Genomic DNA, 20,177 nt, shown 5'->3' with positions numbered 1-20,177 from the left:
AGGACAAGAATTATCCCTAATGCCCTGCCCTAAACCCAATCCTCAATGTCCAATCCTCAATGCCCCTTGCCCAAAAAAGGAGAGTAATAATGCCTTACAAAATAATTACTAGCCAGTGTATTTCCTGTAATCTCTGTCTATCAGGATGTCCCACAAATGCAGTTAAAGTGGTTGACGGACAGCACTGGATTGACCCTGAACTTTGTACAAACTGCGTTGGTAGCGTTCATACCATGCCTCAGTGTAAAGCTGGTTGTCCTACCTGCGACGGTTGCGTTAAGCAGCCTAGCGATTACTGGGAAGGCTGGTTTGCCGATTACAACCGCGTAGTTGCTAAATTAACAAATAAACAAGATTATTGGGAGCGTTGGTTTAACTGCTATTCCCAGAAATACTCTGAGCAGTTACAAAAGCGTCAATCCCAATCAGTGGGAGCAGAAGTTTAACAAATAATTCGTAGTGACGCTTCGCTACCGCTATTCGTAATTCGTAATTCGTAATTGAAGACAACAATGCAAAACAACTGCATCTATCTCGATAATAATGCCACCACTAAGGTAGACTCTGAAGTTATAGAGGTAATGCTACCTTACCTGACAGACTTTTACGGCAATCCCTCCAGTATGCATACCTTTGGTGGGCAAGTCGGTAAAGCACTGAGAACAGCAAGAGAACAACTTGCAGCCATGCTGGGAGCCGATGAGTCAGAAATTGTCTACACAAGTAGTGGAACTGAGGGAGATAACGCCGCAATTCGAGCCGCGCTATTGACGCACCCAGAAAAGCGACACATCGTTACCACCCAAGTTGAACATCCGGCAGTACTTAATGTCTGCAAACAATTAGAAACCCAAGGTTACAGTGTTACCTATCTTTCAGTAAATCATCAAGGGCAGCTGGATCTAGATGAACTAGAAGCTTCCTTGACGGGTAACACCGCCTTGGTGACAATTATGTATGCGAATAACGAAACCGGCACGATTTTCCCGATTGAGCAGATTGGGTTGCGGGTGAAAGAATATGGCGCTATCTTCCATGTAGATGCGGTGCAAGTAGTGGGAAAAATCCCCTTGAATATGAAGACTAGCACCGTGGATATGTTAACCCTGTCTGGTCACAAGCTGCACGGGCCAAAAGGAATTGGTGCTTTGTATATCCGGCGCGGGGTTCGGTTCCGCCCCTTCATTCTTGGGGGACATCAAGAACGCGGACGTAGGGCGGGAACAGAGAATGTTCCGGGAATTATTGCCTTAGGCAAAGCTGCGGAACTGGAACTGTTACACTTACAAGAAGCAAACAAAAGAGAAACAAAGCTGCGCGATCGCCTCGAACAAACTTTACTCGCGACAATTCCTGATTGTGTAGTAAATGGTGACCCTACGCAGAGATTGCCCAACACCACCAATATCGGCTTCAAGTATATTGAAGGTGAAGCTATCTTACTATTGTTGAATAAATACGGTATCTGTGCCTCATCCGGTTCTGCTTGCACCTCCGGCTCACTGGAACCTTCCCACGTCCTTCGGGCTATGGGCTTACCCTACACAACTTTGCACGGTTCCATCCGCTTCAGCCTTTGTCGCTACACCACAGAAGCCGAAATCGATCAAGTTATAGAGGTAATGCCCAGTATTGTGGAACGTTTACGCGCCCTCTCACCCTTCAAAAATGATAATGCGGGTTGGCTGCAAGAACAAGAGCAAGCACTGGCTCATCGTTAATTAAGGAATAGGGAATAGGGCATAGCGCATTGAGAATAAAACCAATGCCCGATGCCCCCCAATGCCCCATACCTCAATCTAAAATCCAAAATCTAAAATCTAAAATTCATTATGTGGGACTACACCGATAAAGTATTAGAACTGTTTTACAATCCCCTGAATCAGGGAGCCATTGAAGAATCTGGCGAAGCTGGGGTTAAGCTTGCAATGGGAGAAATAGGTAGCATTGCTTGCGGTGATGCTCTGAGACTACACCTGAAAGTGGAAATAGAATCTGATAAGATTCTAGATGCTCGTTTTCAAACCTTTGGCTGTACTAGTGCGATCGCATCTTCTAGTGCATTAACCGAAATGATCAAAGGTTTAACCTTAGATGAAGCCCTGAAAGTGTCCAACAGAGACATTGCAGATTACCTGGGTGGATTGCCAGAAGCGAAGATGCACTGCTCTGTCATGGGACAAGAAGCGCTAGAAGCCGCTATCTATAATTATCGCGGCATACCTCTAGCTACCCATGATGATGATGATGAAGGCGCGTTAGTTTGCAGTTGCTTTGGGATCAGCGAGGCCAAAATTCGCCGCGTCGTTCTAGAAAATAATCTCACTGGTGCCGAAGAGGTAACAAATTATGTGAAAGCTGGTGGCGGATGCGGTTCCTGTTTGGCAAACATTGATGATATTATTAAATCAGTGCAACAGGAATTCGCCGCACCTGATCTCAACAATTACGGCGTAAAAGTTGCCACAGAAATTGTTACGTCTAAAGAGCGATCGCTAACCAACGTGCAAAAAATTGCTCTAATTCAAAAAGTTCTAGACGAAGAAATCAGACCCGTACTCATCGCTGACGGGGGAGACGTAGAACTCTATGATGTAGAAGGCGATCGCGTTAAAGTTGTCCTGCAAGGTGCTTGCGGTTCCTGTTCTAGTAGTACAGCAACCCTAAAAATTGCGATCGAAGCCAGATTACAAGAGCGTGTCAGCAAGAGCCTTGTAGTCGAAGCAGTTTAGGAATTGCTGTAGGACTTAACGTACTCTACAAATACGCCCTAATATGCATCAGCCAGGAACAGAAAGTAGGATTTGAATCGAATCATTGTCTCCACTCAATGCTTCATACCAATTCGCCAACAGAAAGTGACATATTCAAATCTAACTTTCTTAATTACGAATTACGTAGACACCCGAAGGATTGCTTCCCCCAGGGGATTACGAATTACGAATTGGTATCAGTCCTACCGCTATTACTGCTAACAGCATATAGGCAAAGAGATTAAGTGCCTAAAAAGCAAATTTCATCATCTAACTCGCTTCAAAGGAACAGAATATGAGCACATTGTACGACAAACTTGGCGGACAACCAGCTATTGAACAAATAGTAGATGAACTCCACAAACGCATTGCAACAGACAGCCTCCTCAATCCCATTTTTGCTGGTACAGATATGGCCAAGCAACGTAATCATCTAGTTGCTTTCTTATCTCAAATTTTTGAGGGGCCAAAGCAATACGGCGGTCGTCCAATGGACAAAACACACGCCGGAATGAATTTACAGCAACAACACTTCGATGAGATCGCAAAACTCCTAAGTGAATCAATGGCAGTGCGTGGAGAGTCACCAGAAGACACCACAGCTGCACTAGAGCGCGTCTCAAATTTCAAGGGCGCTATTTTGAACAAGTAATAGGACTTATGCATTGATTGTTGACAAATAGCAACATCAAGTCCTATTTAATTTTTCCAGTTGAAACACATTATGACGTATTTGTAAATTGCGTAAGCTCTTAGTTATTAGTCATTTGACTAATGACTAAGAGAGAAGTCTGAGCGTCGGTTTCCGGCGCTCAGAACTTCGGGAACAAAAAGAAAAAAATTTAACCAGGAAATAGATGTACTTGCTTTCAATAGTTTTAGCTGTGGAGCGATCGCCCCCAGCAGGCACCTATGCCAACGCTACCAACGATGCTCTACACGCGCTCACTACTGTCGCTCAACTGGCGTGAACGCAACTGACAAACGCAAAGACCCACCAACCAACCAATTGCAGGAAATCACGAATCATGACTGAAGAAAAGATTAGACAGATAGCTTTCTACGGTAAGGGCGGTATCGGTAAATCTACCACTTCCCAAAACACCTTGGCAGCTATGGCAGAAATGGGCCAACGCATCCTCATCGTCGGTTGCGACCCTAAAGCTGACTCCACCCGTTTGATGCTGCACAGCAAAGCTCAAACCACCGTTCTTCACCTCGCCGCAGAACGTGGCGCAGTAGAAGATATCGAACTCCATGAAGTGATGCTCAAGGGTTTCCGTGACGTTCTTTGCGTAGAATCTGGTGGTCCAGAACCAGGTGTAGGTTGTGCAGGTCGTGGTATTATCACCGCCATCAACTTCTTGGAAGAAAACGGTGCTTACCAAGACCTAGACTTCGTATCTTACGACGTGTTAGGTGACGTTGTGTGCGGTGGTTTCGCAATGCCTATCCGTGAAGGTAAGGCACAAGAAATTTACATCGTCACATCGGGTGAAATGATGGCGATGTATGCTGCTAACAACATCGCTCGTGGTGTTCTTAAGTATGCTCACACTGGTGGCGTGCGTTTGGGTGGTTTGATTTGTAACAGCCGTAACACTGACCGGGAAATCGACTTGATCGAAACCTTGGCAAAACGGTTGAACACCCAAATGATTCACTACGTACCCCGTGACAACATCGTTCAACACGCAGAATTGCGCCGGATGACTGTTAACGAGTACGCACCTGAAAGCAACCAAGCTAACGAATATCGGACATTGGCTACCAAAATTATTGACAACAAGAATCTAGCTATTCCTACACCCATCGAAATGGAAGAACTAGAAGAATTGTTGATTGAATTCGGTATCCTCGAAAGCGACGAAAATACCGCAATGCTAGTTGGTAAGAGTGCTGCTGAAGCTCCTGTAGTATAAATCGCTGCTAAGAAGTAATGCTTTAGCACAAGGAAAAAGGAAGAGTCCCCTATCTTACCTTTTACCCTCTCTTTTTATCTCCCCCCTAACTTTAGAGGGGACTCCTAGTCCCCCTATGTCCCTATCCTTACGAGTCACAGAAACAAAATATGACACCTCCAGAAAATCAAAACATCATCCAAGAAAGAAAAGAACTAATTAAAGAAGTTCTCAGTGCTTATCCTGAAAAAGCCGCTAAAAAGCGGGAAAAACACTTAAACGTATACGAAGAAGGTAAGTCCGATTGCGGCGTTAAGTCTAACGTTAAATCCCTTCCTGGTGTCATGACCGCTCGTGGTTGTGCTTACGCCGGTTCTAAAGGTGTGGTTTGGGGCCCTATTAAGGACATGATCCACATCAGCCACGGGCCTGTTGGTTGCGGTTATTATTCTTGGTCTGGTCGTCGTAATTACTACATCGGTACTACAGGTATTGACTCCTTTGGTACCATGAACTTCACCTCCGACTTCCAAGAACGAGATATCGTCTTCGGTGGTGACAAGAAACTTGTCAAGCTGATCGAAGAACTTGATGTACTTTTCCCCCTCAACCGTGGTGTTTCCATTCAATCTGAATGTCCCATCGGTCTAATTGGGGATGACATCGAAGCTGTTGCTCGGAAGACATCGAAAGAAATTGGCAAGCCAGTTGTACCTGTGCGTTGCGAAGGCTTCCGGGGTGTTTCCCAATCTTTGGGTCACCACATTGCTAACGACATGGTTCGTGACTGGGTGTTCACCAAATCCGACCAAGCCAAGAAAGACGGTACACTCAAGTTTGAAGGTACCCCTTATGACGTAGCCGTTATCGGTGACTACAACATCGGTGGAGATGCTTGGGCTAGCCGCATCCTGTTAGAAGAAATCGGCTTGCGCGTAATCGCTCAGTGGTCAGGTGATGGCACCCTCAACGAAATGTTGATGACCCCCAATGTGAAGATGAACCTCATCCACTGCTATCGGTCGATGAACTACATCAGTCGTCACATGGAAGAAGCTTACGGTATACCCTGGTTAGAATACAACTTCTTCGGCCCCACCAAGATTGCTGAATCTTTACGGGAAATCGCTTCCAAGTTTGACGAGACAATCCAAGCGAATGCTGAGAAGGTCATCGCCAAGTATCAGCCCACAATGGATACGATTCTTGGAAAGTATCGCCCCCGCTTGGAAGGTAAGACTGTCGCCATCATGGTTGGTGGTCTGCGTCCTCGCCACGTTGTCCCAGCTTTCCAAGACTTGGGCATGAAGATGATTGGTACAGGTTATGAGTTCGCTCATAATGACGACTACAAACGTACCACTGGCTACATCGAAAACGGCACCATCGTTTATGACGACGTTACCGCTTACGAATTCGAGGAATTTATCAAAGCGCTCAAGCCCGACCTTGTAGCCTCTGGTGTGAAAGAGAAGTACGTCTTCCAGAAGATGGGTCTGCCTTTCCGTCAAATGCATTCTTGGGATTACTCCGAACCTAGCGATCGCTCCTCAACATCATATAATGCAAGGTTTTTTAGCGGTGGGAGAAAAAAGAGCCTATTTCTAGCCTAAATGCCAGTTGCAGGGTTATCTAAGAATAATCGGTTTTGATGCTTTGGACAGTATAACTCCTATGAAGTCTGGTTTTTAGATTTTGCTTGCATTTTGATCAAAGAAAAACTGTAAGATAAAAGACTATTTTTAATGACCATTTTTTAGATTAAATGGTGCGATCGCGTTTACCATTAAAGTTGACTAATAAGTTTGGCTGCTAAATTTTCTGCTGAAGACAGTATGTTAATGGCAGCCTTGACATCGTTTGAGTCAAAGGATCTACTGAAAGTGTTAGTTTTACTTGAAACTAAAAAGTGCAACTTTATTTTTTTATAGCTCCAGAATAAAATATATGACTTTTTACTAGAAACTTTCACGGACAAAGTGTCACTAACCTCACCACGCAAAACGAAATCTTCTGAAAATTCCCCTGTATATTTCTCCTCCTCAAGAAGCTCCATTTTTTTGTAAGCCTTGTTAAGGGCATCTATCAATTTATCAACCTTAGAGCTAGACACAACAGCTACTCCAGGATTATATCTTCCATCAAGACCTGGAACAAAAAAGCGAATGTACCACTTACTTTTCTGTGCAGCATCACGATAAGCAACTAATGAGGTTCTAATATTTGATAATTCGAGAGCTTGCTCAAGTTGTCTAGGATTCATTATGGCAAATTAAACATACTTGGATCATTTTATGAGACTAAATTATGGCATAGCCTCAACTCGACAATAAGCTATTATAAAACTGATAAAGTTAGAACTTTTGCATATGGGTGCAATGCTTGTTAGCGAGATTTACTCAGCATCGCTTGATCCCACCATACCTTTTTCTCCATTTTGGGCCCAATCCTCCCAGTATGGGCATCTTCTTTTGAGAAATTCTCTTCGCTCATCAGTTATATCTATTGTTTTATTAAAAGCTTCATTTATACCAAAAATCTTCAATAACCTATTTGCAAAATGAGGTCCTAGCTGAAAAGTTGGAGGAATAGATAATGCTTCATATTTACCATTAGCATTTAATCTAATTGTTATGGCATTATGAAGTTCTCTATCACATGACAGCCTATCATAACTCATTAATTCCATGCCATCTGACATTAATGACATACGTTCTTTTGACTTTGTTGCATCAAACTCAAACTCATTTCTTCTACCATAGATTAGGATCATATGAAGTTTCATCTGCCTCTCGTTTCTTATATAATCAGGAATCTGATACTGCTCTAAAAATTGCTGCACATTTGATGCACTACTAAACCAGGTTTTCCACTGCTCTAGCTGATTTCTTGCCTGTGTGAAATTAGAAGTAGGTTGACCGTTATTTTTTAAAATATTTTTAGAAGGACTTTCAATCTCAATTAAAGTTGGATACCAGCCAGAACTGTGTGTTGCTATCCACATAAAATCAGGAATCCTTGTTGTCAGTCCCTGCAATTTAGGCTGTGTGATTAATGCACAATGTAGTGGATAATGACCAGATTTAGTTCCAGGTGTCCAAGCTCCCGGAATAAAAGATGGGTTTTCTTCAAAGAATTTCTGAAGCTCTTTTTCGGAATTTGTAGTATCAAGCAGTATCTTGTACTTTTTATTGCGTTCTTCCCTATATGTATCAATATCAAATTCTTTTGGGCCTTTCTCTATAATGTATGTCTTTTTAAGAATCATATTTGGATAACTAGTTATTATGTGGAAAAATTTTAGTGTATATAGCTTCGCAAATTGCATCCTAACAGGATGTCAAAGTTTTGATTCATAGTATATATACGGTATTTTCTTAGACAACATCAATATCTAAGTACTACACAGATTTGGTCCACAAGAAGTAGACCGTTGTAGCGATGTCTGCGAGGGGCTACGCCTACGCCCTCACTCGATAATAAACTGGGTGATCGCATTAAACTGTTACTACCTCTATTAACAATCCGGGTATCTTGCTGAAATCCTGATGATTGCGCGTTAATAAAACTAATTTACGAGATAGTGCGTAAGCGTAGCCCGTCGTAGACATCGCAGTAAAAGAAGTAGACTGTTGTAGCGATCGCCCCAACTCAGTAGTAGATTCATCCACTTGTGAAAACAAAGTGTTACACAAATTAACTACTGAATTTCTGAACAATTGTCTGTACAATTGCCAAAATGGCTCCGACGTTATCCAAGTAATATCTTTGCTTATCAAGCAAAGCCACTTTTTGCGAAAGTTGAAGAAACTGCCATACTTCTCCTGTTGTCACGCATCCATACACGGGTATTTCTGTTTGTCCAGATGAACGATTGAATAAATCCGCCGCCACCATTTGCGCGATGCACTGTCCTAACCCGGCTTCAACATCATTTTTCTTCGCTTCCACAACAGTGAGAATTGGGCTTCGCAACGGTAGTAAAGGTGGAGCTATTGCTAAAATAAAATCACATTCTCCAATCAAGCCCTGTGCAGGATCAACGTCAAGTCTTTGTCCAGAGAAAATAGCCAAGCTATCTTGGCTGAGATCCCGACAGGTTAGTAAAATTGGTACAATAATAAATTCGCTCCGAGCCTTTTCACTAATCAGAGCTAATTGGGTACGCTTTCCTAAAGTTTCATTTAACCACGAAGGAATAGAAAGAGGTACAAGCTTGGGAAACAGATCGGCTTCTTGGGTGGTGATTCCCAAAATAGCCGCAGCTTTTTCTAGAGTAAAGTCGCTGTACGCCATAGTTTTGCACTGCTTTGAGTATATGACGTTTTCAATAAAAGGGAATTACTTCTATTTTACCCCTGTTGTAGAGTTGTCTAAGGATTCTGCGTGAAAAGCTCCCGAAGTAGTCTGTCATAGGGATGTCTACGAGGGGCTATTCGCCGTCGCCCCAACTCAACAACACGCCACTGCATATTTAGAGATTGTGTGTGAGATGCACAAGAAATTGACTAATTTTCGATAGCACTACTCAGAAATATAAATTAGCTTAGAGAGGAGCTATAGGCGATCGCAACACCCATAGATAAGGTTTGCTACAAACCTTTCGGCTTCTCGCTATATTCAATCATTAGCAAGAAGCTGCAACACAACGTCTGATGTTGCTTAATACACTTGAGGGACAAAGAACTGCTCATTGCGGGGGGCGCGAACATAATTCTCTGCCACAGGTCTAGACGGAAGCTCTAAGGGAGGAGGTGTCATATCTTCGTAAGGAACTTTGCTCAATAAATGATGAATGCAGTTGAGCCGCGCACGTTTTTTCTCATCTGCTTCAATCGTAAACCAGGGGGCTTCTGGAATATTCGTGTACGCAAACATGGTATCTTTTGCTTTGGAAAATTCTACCCAGCGATTACGTGATTCCAAATCCATTGGGCTGAGTTTCCAGCGCCTTGCTGGATCGTAACTGCGAGAGAGAAAGCGTTGCTCTTGCTCTTCATCGCTGACGGAGAACCAATACTTGATTAAAACAATGCCTGAACGTACCAGCATTCGTTCAAATTCCGGGCAAGATTGCATGAATTCTTGATATTCTGCTTCAGTACAAAAACCCATCACCTGTTCAACTCCGGCTCGGTTGTACCAACTGCGATCGAACAGGACAATTTCGCCTGCTGTGGGAAGATGTTGCACGTAGCGCTGAAAATACCATTGAGTTTTCTCACGATCAGAGGGGGTTCCCAGGGCAACTACACGACAGCCACGAGGATTGAGTGGCTCGGCAATGCGTTTAATTACTCCTCCTTTGCCGGCAGCATCGCGCCCTTCAAATATTACGACAACCCGATAGCCAACGTGCTTAATCCAGTATTGCATTTTGACTAGCTCAATCTGGAGTTGCTCTAGTTCAGTTTCAAAAGTCTTTTTGGGAATTTTTTTGGCAAAAGCTTCAGTACCAACTTCAAAAATCCCCTTTGATTTTTTAGATTTTTTCTTGTCTTTTGCCTTTGCTAGGTTTTCTATTAAATCTGTAGTGGGTTGAGCTAGACCATTATTTTGCTGGTTTTTAATTTCATCAATTGACATCGCAGTTACTCCATGCTATTGAATTGGCATAATTGCTTATCTCTGAAGTATATATTTTATTGAGTGTAAATATACACATTTGCAAGTATTACTAGACTAAAAATGTAAAATTTTTATCCATCTTTCGTTATAGTCAATTTCAATTTTTAGTTTAATGGCACAACGAGTATTCAGCTATTAATGTATTGCCAAACCATTTATTATCGATGTTGGTCAATGGGCTTTGTCTGACTTGTTAACCAATAACCGGCTACAGCGATCGCAATTGCAATCGCACCAATAGCAACATTGGGATAGATTGTAATTCCGCCTAACATTGGCTCAGGAGTATTGCCGAGAACCGGATCATTAAGAAACCCGTAGGAAGTTCCAGGCCAGAATCCGGAGGCAATTAGCCCAATCCAGAACGCCGAGCCGAGAAATGCAGCAAGACCCATCGAAAAGCGATCGCTCACCGGACGAAGCTTTAAAATTGCTAATGCGGCACTTCCCAAGGAGACGGCAGCAAAAAACGACATGGCGCAATGTAGCTTTGCGTGAGGTAGCCACGCCGGATTATTCATGTGACCTTTTGCAAGCAAGACTGCATCGACACCTATGGGAATAATAATTGTTGAAAGCGCAGCAGTTCCAAGCAGCCATTTGGCGAGTCGTTACCGATGCATATTCATTTCCTCTTGTTTACATTATTAAAGCACGGTTTAATCCAACTGTTCAATTAGACAATTTTAGCGGTTACTGACTGACAAAATTGGATGAAATTATCGGGTAAGAAAGGGTGCTGTTGAGAACTGTCCATGCCGTTCCAGAATAGTAATCTGTTTATGTTATTTGCTAATATAACTCTCCAAATCTAAGTTCCGATCGCACGATAAATTTGACGATAAATACAAAGACTCTACTGTAATTTCTTGTTTACCTAATAATGTTGCTTGAGACGAGCGACCAACTTCAATTTCAATTTTTTTGAGTCCTAATTCTTGAGGTAATTTCTTACCATAACTTCACAAAAGCAATTACATAAAATCCGTAGGCTGTGTTGTCGCGTAATGCAACGCACCTGATTAATTAAAAAATGATGATGTTCAGCTTGGGTTGGATATTTGGGATGTTTGAGATGATGGTGCGATACCTGCGGTAGGTATAGCGATCGCGCTAGGCTATAGGAGGAATGCGATCGCTATAATTCAGGTTAGCAAAAGTTCAAAATTTTTCTTGCTGGAGTAAGTTTGTCTACAACATTGAATCTCTTGTAGCTTGTTATACGATTTTACATGGTCTTATGACAGGGTAAAGCTGATTCTGTCATAACTCTTGAGCTTATTCCAACACTTTGATTCAAACTCAATTTAATAGATGCTCACGATTCCTTCTTGTGGCTCAGTCTGGGAAAGCCAGACCACTCATTGGATCACGGATATACAACCCTAATGTGAGACTACGCATCACTTCATCCCAAATGGGTATTAGCGGCTCTGCTTGATCTACCCAATAATCGAATGTAATCAAGCACTGAACATTTGACCCCAAACCAATGCAAGTTCGCGAAAAAGCTTCGCGTGGTTCTTCTTGAGTGTCAATAAATTTTATCTCTGTCCAGACAATTCTGGCAGTTTGGCGCTTGATGGTAACAATCTCTCCCTTGGCAATGACGTTACGACTGTCGTCTTCCATGACTTTCTTCAATGTAGATTTTAGCGGAAACTGGCTCCAGTCGTTGGGTGGCAGACGATTAAAAGATACTTCCAGACAGCAATCATCGTTAGGCGGTTTTTTATCAAGGAACTTGAAGGATTTTTCTTGTGGCTCAAAAACCCAATCCTGGGGAACATTGAAGCGAACAGCGCCTCGATCTGCAACAAATATTTTATAGCCTGATGGAGATTCCCAACGATGGTCAGGTTTTAATTCAAGCGTTTCTTTAATCCACTGGAGATTGCTTTTTTTACGCTTTGCCATAGTATTTTTGTTCTCTCTGCTGAAAAGAGCGTAGGCGTTAGCCCGTCGTAGACATCGCTTAGATTTGGGTCGTAGGCGATGTTTATGACCGGCTGTTCGGCGTCGCTCACTTTGTTAATATTATCAAATTGAATTCGGTCTGGTTCAATAGCTTCTATGGCAAGACGATAGCTAAGAAATTGTCCTAAAGCAGCATAAAAATTTGTAATTGCGGAAGGATTGAGAAAGCTTTTGATTTCAACAGCTATTTTTTCGCCTGCTCTTTGGGCTGCTAATACCCGCTCTGCACCCAAATCAATTTGAAAGTTGACATTTCCAAACTTAAGCTTTAGTGGGTCGTCTGTAACCACCCAGTTTTCTTTTTCAAGAGCCTGCTTGACTGTTTCGTGGAAAATATTTTTCGCAGACATCGGCAGAATTCAAAAACCGCTTTCCCGTTTTTCTATGATATCGCGTTACCGATTGTGCGATCGCATAGTTTTGATCGTAGGCGATGTCTACAACGGGCTATTCGGCGTCGCTCACTTTGTTAATCGGATCAAATTGCTAGTAGTAGGTGTGTTCTCGCCCAGTGCAACGCACATTACAGGAGGGATGCGATGCGATCGCACTGAGCCGCATAATGATGCCCTTGAGTGGCTGCAAGTAACAGTGTTGCTGATTGATGAGATGATTTTTGCCTCACGCAAAGGCGCAAAGAGGCAAAGAATCTACCTTTAGCCTTGTTCAAAAATCTCAATTCATCCCGCAAATATGCAACTCCCAAGTAACCTGTGCATACACACCTAGATATCTCGACAGTCCGCTCCAAAAAAGCGTTATGCTGCTGCGTTATTCTCCGTCAATTTTGACTTAGAACAACAACTTATCGTAAAAAGTTTAGTACATCTGGCTGCTTTAGATGATCCACTTCCCCTATTCTCTGCATCCAGTCTCGTCTAAGTTGGGTAGGTTCCATAGTTGTGCCAAACTCATCAATCCAAACATCTGAAGCAACTTCCTGTAAGAAAATCTGCCATTCAGTACGAACACCTTCAGCACGTAATACCCGATCAACAAATTCTTCGACAATAGCGAAGCCTGCTTGACTTGGTTCCTTTAAGAGAGTCTTAAGTTCTTTTTCACAGTTGTTAACTGCTTCAGCTTGAGCTTTAGAGAGATTATTTGCAATTTTATCAGCCGGGGAAGATGTATGTATTCCTGCTGTTTTTATATCTATATACCATTTGTCTAGCAAACCTCCTTCAAGTCTGTAGGTTGTTCTATATCAATACTTCTCTGAATAGCAGAACAATCAATTTCTCTGAGTCTTCCAATTGTGCCAGGATCACCAACTTTATCAAGTAACTGGTCACGCTGCTTTTCAAGTTGACGTAAGGCAACTGAAAGACTTTTGAGGTTAATCTCTACGGTTTCAATTTTTAAAGCTAATGGACGGCGCTTTTGAATGATCTGAGCGATTTGGGTAGCTCTCGGTGTTGCAGCACTGTCAATTTTCAAAGTTGATGACATAGCTTATTGTCCTTTAGTAAACTTAATTCGAGAAGTATTGAGTACTTCTATAGCTGAGTATTCCCCAACAACACACATACTGCAACAGTCGCCCTACGAAATATAATCCTTGACTCTATCTGGTCATTACAGCACAGAAATAAGCAAGCTGGTATCCATCCTTTAAAATCAATAAGGACTGGCGGTGGGACGCACAATGATTTCGCTAACATCAACGTCGTTAGGTTGTTCGATCGCAAATGCGATCGCTCTAGCAATAGCCTCTGGTGGAATAGCAATCTGCCGGAAATCCTGCATCCCCCGACGCGCCTCGCTATACGAAATACTATCCGCCAGTTCTGACTCCGTTACTCCAGGGGAAATCACCGTTACCCGGATGTCGCTGACTTCCTGGCGCAGTCCGTCCGAAATAGCGCCCACTGCAAACTTCGTAGCACAGTAAACGGCTGCGGTGGGACTTACTGCATGTCCACCAATTGATGATATGTTGATGAACTGACCAAATCCTTGTTCCTTCATAATTGGCAATCCCGCAGCAATACCATGCAGGACACCTCGAATGTTTACGTCGATCATCCGATTCCATTCGTCAACCTTGAGGGCTTCCAGTTTTGAAAGCGGCATGACGCCTGCGTTGTTCACAATTACGTCGATGCGGCCAAACGTCTTTTGAGCGAATCCAACAAATTCGTCTACGTCATTGCGTTGCGTGACATCCAACTGCCTATAGTGCGCTGAACCACCCTCGTTGCGAATTGCCGTCACAAGAGTTTCGAGGCGATCGGTGCGACGCGCACCTAATACCACATGTGCGCCTCTGCTAGCGAGTAAGCGGGCGCTAGCTTCACCGATGCCACTGCTAGCACCCGTAATTAAAACGACTTTCTTCTCAATTTCTGACATGCGTAATCTTTTTTATTATTTAGGTTCCGGAAATTGCCCATATATTACCCTAATTGAGATGGAAGTTTTTTAATGTAAAGAATCTTCAGCTTAATTTTGCAAATCAGTTCAAGATTCGTGTTTCAGCTTGGCTCAAGACTGTAATCGTACCTTCTAGTTTTGTTAAGCTGGCGATCGCTCATGCAGAGGAAAAAATAAAATTCATTTACCGAGTCTGCCTCAGTCGGTCAAGAGAAGACATCTCCAGAAAAGAATGTATAGACGCGAAATTTCGCGTCTATACAAGGGTTTGGGTGAACGCATAATTAATTTATTTTCCCAGATATCTAGAGGCTGTTGTTGGACTATTCGGGCTGGTCACAATGATGCGATAGTCCTTGATTATAACTGATAACCGTTTATGACTAATATCATGTCCGGTTAAACCAATCAGTTTCTTTGCTTTAAAGAAAAACAGGAAGCTTAATCAATTGTCTGGTTTGAGATGGTAGCTATGCCTTTTACATTTTACTTTTTACTTTTGCCTTGTTCGATAACGCACCCATGATGATTTCCACGAGCGAGTTTTACAAATTGTTTTGAAATAGTTCTAGAACATGTTTCCAAGCGTCAGGAGCAGCTTCGGGATTGTAACTTGGGTGCTGCTGTAAAAATGGGTACTGGTCTTTGAAGAATCCGGCGAAGAATCCATGTCCTGCATCGTATCGGAATACACGATGATTTATGTTATGTTTCTTTAATTCTGCCTCAATTTGCTCGTTTTCCTCCTGGGAAACTAATGCATCTCTTGTACCAAAGAACGCATAGATAGTACCTTTAATTTCCGAGGTGCGATTAATGGTTGGAGTGTCTTCACCATAACTAGCAGTGGTAATCCCACCACCGTAGAACGAAGCTGTTGCTTTGATATCGGGTAATGTTGCAGCCATGTAAGCAACATGACCGCCAAAACAGAAACCAATGACACCGATTGCATCATCTTTGACATTAGGTAAAGTTTTTAGGTAAGCGAGTGCAGCTTGAATATCGCTGAATATCTCTTGATACTTTACTTGTTGATAGTATTGCAAGCCAAGCTGATAGCTTTCTGGGCTATAGCCAACATCTTCTGGGCTAAAGTCAGCCTCAAAATCAGGAGCAATACGTTGATAGAGGGCAGGTGCTATGGCTACATAACCTTGTTTAGCTATTAGTTCGGTGATATCTCGAATATTACTGTTGATTCCAAAAATTTCTGGAAAAACTATAACCGCGCCAAAGGTTCCTTTTTGTGCTGGTTGAGCTAAGTAAGCATCAATTTCTAAGTCGTTGTTAGGTACTTTGACATAGCAAGTGTTAATTTCGATGTTTGTTTCTACCATCTTTGTTTTGCTGATTTTATACCAACTCATCTATTCTGAATGTTTTTCGATACCAATAGGCGATGTCTGTCTTGAAAAGTGACGCTTCTACGTCGCTCTAAGCGTTGGCGCAGCCTCTCGTAGAGAAGGCTTTACGCTGCGCTAACAGATGCCTACGGCGGGCGACGCCGCTCCGACTTTTCGCTACGACGGGCAAAAACACCAGCGGGAGCAATTGCTATACAACTAACTTGCGGGTGTTGAGGCAAAATATCTCAGTTTATCCGTTAAATTTCTAACTTTTGAATAGATGACATCTCAAACCTCTGGATGATACTAAGGGTTTTTGATTTGTGCGACCTTAATGAAGGTAAGCATAAAGACTCAATATTAAAAAGCACAAGAAAAAACAATGCCCGATGAATCATTTAGGACAAACGTTCCAGAAGTTGACCCAACGGAGATTGAAGATTCTCGAACTGCGATCGCCGACGAACATCACTCGTTCCTGGAAAAGGTCATGGTTCAAAGCGGATTTGCGGATTTGTATGACGCAAGAGACTTTTCCGAAGTTGTGTTTCGCGTTATGCGCGACTTAATGACCACCGACACAATTGATCGCGTCGATGCAGAACTGCATACAGAGGCTATACCTACGGATGAAAAAGCACTCCAGTTTGAAGTAGCTGACCTCTGGAAAGACACCAATCCCATTGTGAAATTTTTAAGTCGAATCCGTCAACCTTTAACAGGCCCGGCTCCCCTTGGAATTGATTCCAATCTATTTCTCAAGCGGGTTGCTAATGAAGGAGGACTCCCAGGAACAGTCGAGGTAGAACAGGCAATTAAAGCGGTATTTTCTGCCACCAAAGACCAACTTTCCGAAGAGCGGATTCAGGAAATTGCTGGCTTGCTCCCTGACCGTATCCGTGAGCTTTGGGAGCAGGCTTAATTAGAAGGCTACAAAAAGTCAAGTCTGTTTGTGAGTAATCATCACAAACAGGCTTTCTATATAATACATTTATTAATTCACAACCATTAATGTATAAAAAAGCGATGTCTACGAAGGGCTACGCTTATGCCCAAACTCTTCAAGGGCATATTGTAAATAAATAACTTCTAACACTTCAATAAATGTTAGAGTCTTTTGTCGCAAGATGGAATGCATCAGATCAATCATCGCAGTATGATATCACCTTATAACGAAATGTGTGACAAAATAGTTTTGTTGCCCTACAGCCAATGCAATCGGCTACGACCTATGATTTCTACCAATTATGCCTTATAGTCAGTTTACAACTATCAGTAAAGTTAAAGAAGCTTTCGGGTTAAAAACACAGGAAGGTGGGCGATTTATTCCTGCCACTGAACCAATTGAAGCATCTGCTACACTGACGGCATATCTTGAAGAAAGTCTGCCACTTGCTTCTTCAGCTAGTGAAAAAGCGCGTTCCGAAGGAATTATTTACCCAGTATTATTAGAAGTTAGACGGATATTAAATCGCCAAATTAGCTTATTCTCTGGGGAAGATTTTACAGTTGATGAGGCAGTTGGACTTAATGGAATGTGTGATTTCCTTTTGAGTCGTTCGCCAGAGGTGCTAGAAATTGAAGCGCCTGCAATTGTGATTGTGGAAGCAAAAAAAGCTGATTTAAGAACAGGGTTTGGACAATGTATTGCAGAAATGGTTGCAGCACAAAGATTCAACGCCGCCAAAAATCGTCCAGTTGCTGTAATATATGGTTCTATTAGCAGTGGTACACAATGGCGATTCCTGAAGCTGGAAGATAATATTGTCACCATCGACTTGATGGATTATCCTCTCCCACCTCTGGAACAAATTCTCGGATTTTTAGTTTGGATGGTTCAAAACAGTTGATAGCTTCAAAGTTACCGTCTCCCGTTGGGTATCGCGCAGTATCTCGTAAAGCCTGCGGCATAGCTACGCTTAGGGTGCAGCCTCTGCTAGAGAAGAAAAGCGGCTTGTAGTAAACCCTCACTCTTCTCCTCACATTAAACAAAGCGTATAGGCTACTTGTGTTGAGCCAAATCAATGTTTATTCAGACAATCACTCCGCAAGCTTCATCATTTGGTTAACTACCACGCGTGCTTTCCGTCGATAATCTGACTTGCGTGTTCCACCAGCCATCCCGTACTCATCACTATTTTTGCCATAGCGAGATGCAACACTCAGCAGCATATGCTCAGAATAAGTATTCAACGCACGTTCTGCTTCTTCTAATGCATTCTGCGTCTTATCGATCATTGTTCGTGTTTGATTATGGGCAGCTAGCTTCTCTCGTAACTCATGAATCATGGTATTATAAGTAGCTATTGACAATCCATTGCCAAAGTCTAAGTCAGCGTTAATCGTCTGCAATCCTTCAATGCGTCGTTCAGCTTTGGTCAGTGCGATCGAGTTTCGTCTGCGTTGCGCCATAAAGTTTTCCTTTTTGGATTAATTTAATATAGAGAACTCTGATAGTGTTTTACACTGAATTCTTTATATACCATAAAATACGCAATAAGCGGATGCATCAGCCTGAGTGAAGGTACAGAACTTTTAGAGCATGGTACACAAGATAAATGCAGGTATATTTGCTGAAATTTGTTGAGATTAATAGGTTTAGAAGTTCAAAACTTGATTTAGAAGTTCAAAACTTGATTTAGAAGTTCAAAACTTGATTTAGAAGTTCAAAACTTGATTTAGAAGTTCAAAACTTGATTTAGAAGTTCAAAACTCGATTTAGAAGTTCAAAACTTGATTTAGAAGTTCAAAACTTGATTTAAAAGTTCAAAACCAGCTTGTAGGGTCAGTTGTCGCGCAGCGCAATGCACCAAATCAATCATCGCAGCACGATATTACCTCACAACCAAATCTGTGACAAAATAATATTGTTGTCTTATGGCCAATGCGATCGCTTCTCTTTCCACCGCAGATTACGATCGCATTATCGATGGCAGAAATTTATCGCGGCGTTGTTTTTGAGTAAATCAGCTTTGTGACGATGTATGCTTTGGGAGGGGTGCGATCGCCTGCTGATACGATAAAGGTGCATTGCGATTTGCGGCAACGCACGCTACACTACGGATGCGATCGCATTATAGTAGGATCGGCAACTAAATTGCTTGTGTGAACAAACTTATAAATAAAGGCTTGATATGCAATCTTTTCAGATAATAGAACAGCTTGAGACTTTACGTGAAGTTTTACAAAGTGCAGACAACAAGGTATTTATGGATTGTTTAGCTGTGTTAGACAATTGCAGAATTATAATGAATAATTCAATGGTCAATCTCCTAGATACTCAAATAGATGTAAACGCTAATAGTCAAAATTTAACTAATTATAGAAATAAGATAAATACTTGCAAATCAGATATAAAAGCCTTAATACAACCTAAGTTATTTTTTCTCTCCATCGGTAGGTTAAAAACAGTTTTTAGTTTTTTACAACAAAACTTAAATCAACAAAACATTTTTATTAATAATATTAATTTTCAACTGACAGAATTTGAAGATGTATACCAAAAATTTATTCAAGATTACTCATATTCTTCAACTGTGGAATTAGTTAACTCAGGAACAGATCTGTTCCACTCATTAAAAAGTATTGAAGATGTCACTAATTTGATTGAAATAAATCTTAAAAATAATTATGAACACGACAGTTCTTTAGGTTATCTTTCACTTTTATTGCATTCAGAATATACATATAATGATTTTATAACGAAATTAGAAATTCTTCAAAAAGTTTATTCAGAACTTTGCTTTCTTCTACACATATCTGAAAGTGATTTTCCACTCAGAATTGCGAAAATAGAGTCAGGAAGTTTATTCGTAAAAATATTTGGAGAACCTAAGGTTATACAGATTATTTCTGATTTGATCAAAGATACAATTGGTTTTTTGTATAGAAACACAACTACCGAGGGGAAGATTGAATCAATTCCTCGCAAGACTGAAGCAATAGAATCGATTCTTAAATTGAGGGAAAAATTACAGGAAGCAGGACTTGAAGTAGATGAGCTAAATGAAAGAATTGAAAAGTCAGCTATTCTTATAGCTGAAGACCTCAATGGCTTACTTTTAGGTGAACGTGAAGTTGAACTAAATGGAGAAATACTTCAAGCAGGAAACTATAAAACTCAAAAGCTTTTAGGCAGTAGTAAAGGATATCAGCTTGAAGGTGGGAAAGATAATTAGTAGGTGCTAGGCTAC

General features: G+C 41.8%; 24 protein-coding genes. 11 read left to right on the top strand and 13 right to left on the bottom strand.

Annotation, left to right across the window (positions count from 1 at the left end; genetic code table 11):
* The first annotated feature begins 89 nt into the window (after positions 1 to 89).
* The 6 genes from V7K85_RS04025 (at position 90) to nifD (ending at position 6,267) form a co-directional block, all read left to right on the top strand.
* Entirely contained in the window at positions 90 to 446 is a 357-nt protein-coding gene (locus tag V7K85_RS04025; protein ID WP_334811362.1) for a 4Fe-4S binding protein, read from the top strand.
* Positions 447 to 512: 66 nt separating this feature from the next.
* A complete protein-coding gene (nifS, locus tag V7K85_RS04020; protein WP_334811361.1) occupies positions 513 to 1,721 on the top strand; it encodes a cysteine desulfurase NifS in 1,209 nt (402 codons plus the stop codon).
* Positions 1,722 to 1,832: 111 nt separating this feature from the next.
* Positions 1,833 to 2,732 (top strand): Fe-S cluster assembly protein NifU, encoded by a 900-nt coding sequence (gene nifU / locus V7K85_RS04015; protein WP_334811360.1) that lies wholly within the window; start codon positions 1,833 to 1,835, stop codon positions 2,730 to 2,732.
* A 316-nt stretch (positions 2,733 to 3,048) separates the two neighbouring features.
* Positions 3,049 to 3,405: a globin domain-containing protein gene (locus tag V7K85_RS04010; RefSeq protein WP_334811359.1), complete on the top strand. Its 357-nt coding sequence runs from the start codon at positions 3,049 to 3,051 to the stop codon at positions 3,403 to 3,405.
* Between the two features lie 376 nt (positions 3,406 to 3,781).
* Positions 3,782 to 4,675, top strand: coding sequence for a nitrogenase iron protein (gene nifH / locus V7K85_RS04005; protein WP_334811358.1), 894 nt, complete (start codon positions 3,782 to 3,784; stop codon positions 4,673 to 4,675).
* Between the two features lie 149 nt (positions 4,676 to 4,824).
* Complete coding sequence (nifD, locus tag V7K85_RS04000; protein WP_334811357.1) at positions 4,825 to 6,267, top strand: nitrogenase molybdenum-iron protein alpha chain; 1,443 nt, start codon at positions 4,825 to 4,827, stop codon at positions 6,265 to 6,267.
* A gap of 173 nt (positions 6,268 to 6,440) precedes the next feature.
* Here nifD and V7K85_RS03995 read toward each other — a convergent pair whose 3' ends face one another.
* The 8 genes from V7K85_RS03995 to V7K85_RS03960 form a co-directional block, all read right to left on the bottom strand.
* On the bottom strand, positions 6,441 to 6,917 hold the full coding sequence (locus V7K85_RS03995; RefSeq protein ID WP_334811356.1) for a hypothetical protein: 477 nt from the start codon (positions 6,915 to 6,917) through the stop codon (positions 6,441 to 6,443).
* A gap of 132 nt (positions 6,918 to 7,049) precedes the next feature.
* The gene (locus tag V7K85_RS03990) at positions 7,050 to 7,922 is read right to left on the bottom strand and encodes a Shedu anti-phage system protein SduA domain-containing protein (protein ID WP_334811355.1); all 873 of its coding nucleotides are present in this window, start codon (positions 7,920 to 7,922) and stop codon (positions 7,050 to 7,052) included.
* A gap of 229 nt (positions 7,923 to 8,151) precedes the next feature.
* Positions 8,152 to 8,337 carry a hypothetical protein gene (locus tag V7K85_RS03985; protein ID WP_334811354.1) on the bottom strand — a complete coding sequence of 62 codons (186 nt, stop codon included), beginning with the start codon at positions 8,335 to 8,337 and terminating at the stop codon, positions 8,152 to 8,154.
* 13 nt (positions 8,338 to 8,350) lie between these two features.
* The gene (locus V7K85_RS03980; protein ID WP_334811353.1) at positions 8,351 to 8,950 is read right to left on the bottom strand and encodes a hypothetical protein; all 600 of its coding nucleotides are present in this window, start codon (positions 8,948 to 8,950) and stop codon (positions 8,351 to 8,353) included.
* A 366-nt stretch (positions 8,951 to 9,316) separates the two neighbouring features.
* Positions 9,317 to 10,240, bottom strand: a complete 924-nt coding sequence (ppk2, locus tag V7K85_RS03975) for a polyphosphate kinase 2 (RefSeq protein ID WP_334811352.1) — start codon at positions 10,238 to 10,240, stop codon at positions 9,317 to 9,319.
* 200 nt (positions 10,241 to 10,440) lie between these two features.
* A complete protein-coding gene (locus tag V7K85_RS03970) occupies positions 10,441 to 10,803 on the bottom strand; it encodes a hypothetical protein (RefSeq protein ID WP_334811351.1) in 363 nt (120 codons plus the stop codon).
* A gap of 817 nt (positions 10,804 to 11,620) precedes the next feature.
* A complete protein-coding gene (locus V7K85_RS03965) occupies positions 11,621 to 12,199 on the bottom strand; it encodes a hypothetical protein (protein ID WP_334690770.1) in 579 nt (192 codons plus the stop codon).
* On the bottom strand, positions 12,145 to 12,609 hold the full coding sequence (locus V7K85_RS03960; RefSeq protein WP_334811350.1) for an element excision factor XisH family protein: 465 nt from the start codon (positions 12,607 to 12,609) through the stop codon (positions 12,145 to 12,147). The genes V7K85_RS03965 and V7K85_RS03960 overlap by 55 nt, the downstream gene beginning before the upstream one ends.
* Positions 12,610 to 12,643: 34 nt before the next feature.
* Between V7K85_RS03960 and V7K85_RS03955 the strand changes: the two genes are divergently transcribed.
* Complete coding sequence (locus V7K85_RS03955; protein WP_334811349.1) at positions 12,644 to 12,919, top strand: hypothetical protein; 276 nt, start codon at positions 12,644 to 12,646, stop codon at positions 12,917 to 12,919.
* 145 nt (positions 12,920 to 13,064) lie between these two features.
* Here V7K85_RS03955 and V7K85_RS03950 read toward each other — a convergent pair whose 3' ends face one another.
* From V7K85_RS03950 to V7K85_RS03935, 4 genes are all read right to left on the bottom strand, one after another.
* Positions 13,065 to 13,436, bottom strand: coding sequence for a hypothetical protein (locus V7K85_RS03950; protein WP_334811348.1), 372 nt, complete (start codon positions 13,434 to 13,436; stop codon positions 13,065 to 13,067).
* Positions 13,430 to 13,711: a hypothetical protein gene (locus V7K85_RS03945; protein WP_334811347.1), complete on the bottom strand. Its 282-nt coding sequence runs from the start codon at positions 13,709 to 13,711 to the stop codon at positions 13,430 to 13,432. The genes V7K85_RS03950 and V7K85_RS03945 overlap by 7 nt, the downstream gene beginning before the upstream one ends.
* Before the next feature lie 168 nt (positions 13,712 to 13,879).
* Positions 13,880 to 14,614 carry an SDR family oxidoreductase gene (locus tag V7K85_RS03940; protein WP_334811346.1) on the bottom strand — a complete coding sequence of 245 codons (735 nt, stop codon included), beginning with the start codon at positions 14,612 to 14,614 and terminating at the stop codon, positions 13,880 to 13,882.
* A gap of 566 nt (positions 14,615 to 15,180) precedes the next feature.
* Positions 15,181 to 15,975, bottom strand: a complete 795-nt coding sequence (locus V7K85_RS03935; protein ID WP_334811345.1) for a dienelactone hydrolase family protein — start codon at positions 15,973 to 15,975, stop codon at positions 15,181 to 15,183.
* Between the two features lie 391 nt (positions 15,976 to 16,366).
* On the opposite strand from V7K85_RS03935, the gene V7K85_RS03930 reads away from it, so the two are divergent.
* Together V7K85_RS03930 and V7K85_RS03925 are read left to right on the top strand one after the other, a co-directional pair.
* Positions 16,367 to 16,906, top strand: a complete 540-nt coding sequence (locus V7K85_RS03930) for a DUF2267 domain-containing protein (RefSeq protein ID WP_334811344.1) — start codon at positions 16,367 to 16,369, stop codon at positions 16,904 to 16,906.
* A 325-nt stretch (positions 16,907 to 17,231) separates the two neighbouring features.
* Positions 17,232 to 17,834, top strand: a complete 603-nt coding sequence (locus V7K85_RS03925; protein ID WP_334811342.1) for a hypothetical protein — start codon at positions 17,232 to 17,234, stop codon at positions 17,832 to 17,834.
* A 190-nt stretch (positions 17,835 to 18,024) separates the two neighbouring features.
* Here V7K85_RS03925 and V7K85_RS03920 read toward each other — a convergent pair whose 3' ends face one another.
* Positions 18,025 to 18,396 carry a hypothetical protein gene (locus V7K85_RS03920; protein WP_334811341.1) on the bottom strand — a complete coding sequence of 124 codons (372 nt, stop codon included), beginning with the start codon at positions 18,394 to 18,396 and terminating at the stop codon, positions 18,025 to 18,027.
* 562 nt (positions 18,397 to 18,958) lie between these two features.
* Here V7K85_RS03920 and V7K85_RS03915 point away from each other — a divergent pair.
* Both V7K85_RS03915 and V7K85_RS03910 read left to right on the top strand, forming a co-directional pair.
* The gene (locus tag V7K85_RS03915; protein WP_334811340.1) at positions 18,959 to 19,093 is read left to right on the top strand and encodes a hypothetical protein; all 135 of its coding nucleotides are present in this window, start codon (positions 18,959 to 18,961) and stop codon (positions 19,091 to 19,093) included.
* 25 nt (positions 19,094 to 19,118) lie between these two features.
* Entirely contained in the window at positions 19,119 to 20,162 is a 1,044-nt protein-coding gene (locus tag V7K85_RS03910; protein ID WP_334811339.1) for a hypothetical protein, read from the top strand.
* The last annotated feature ends 15 nt before the right edge of the window (positions 20,163 to 20,177 follow it).

Source organism: Nostoc sp. (assembly GCF_036917615.1).
Classification (GTDB): domain Bacteria; phylum Cyanobacteriota; class Cyanobacteriia; order Cyanobacteriales; family Nostocaceae; genus Nostoc.
This window is presented reverse-complemented; position numbering and strand designations above follow the sequence as displayed.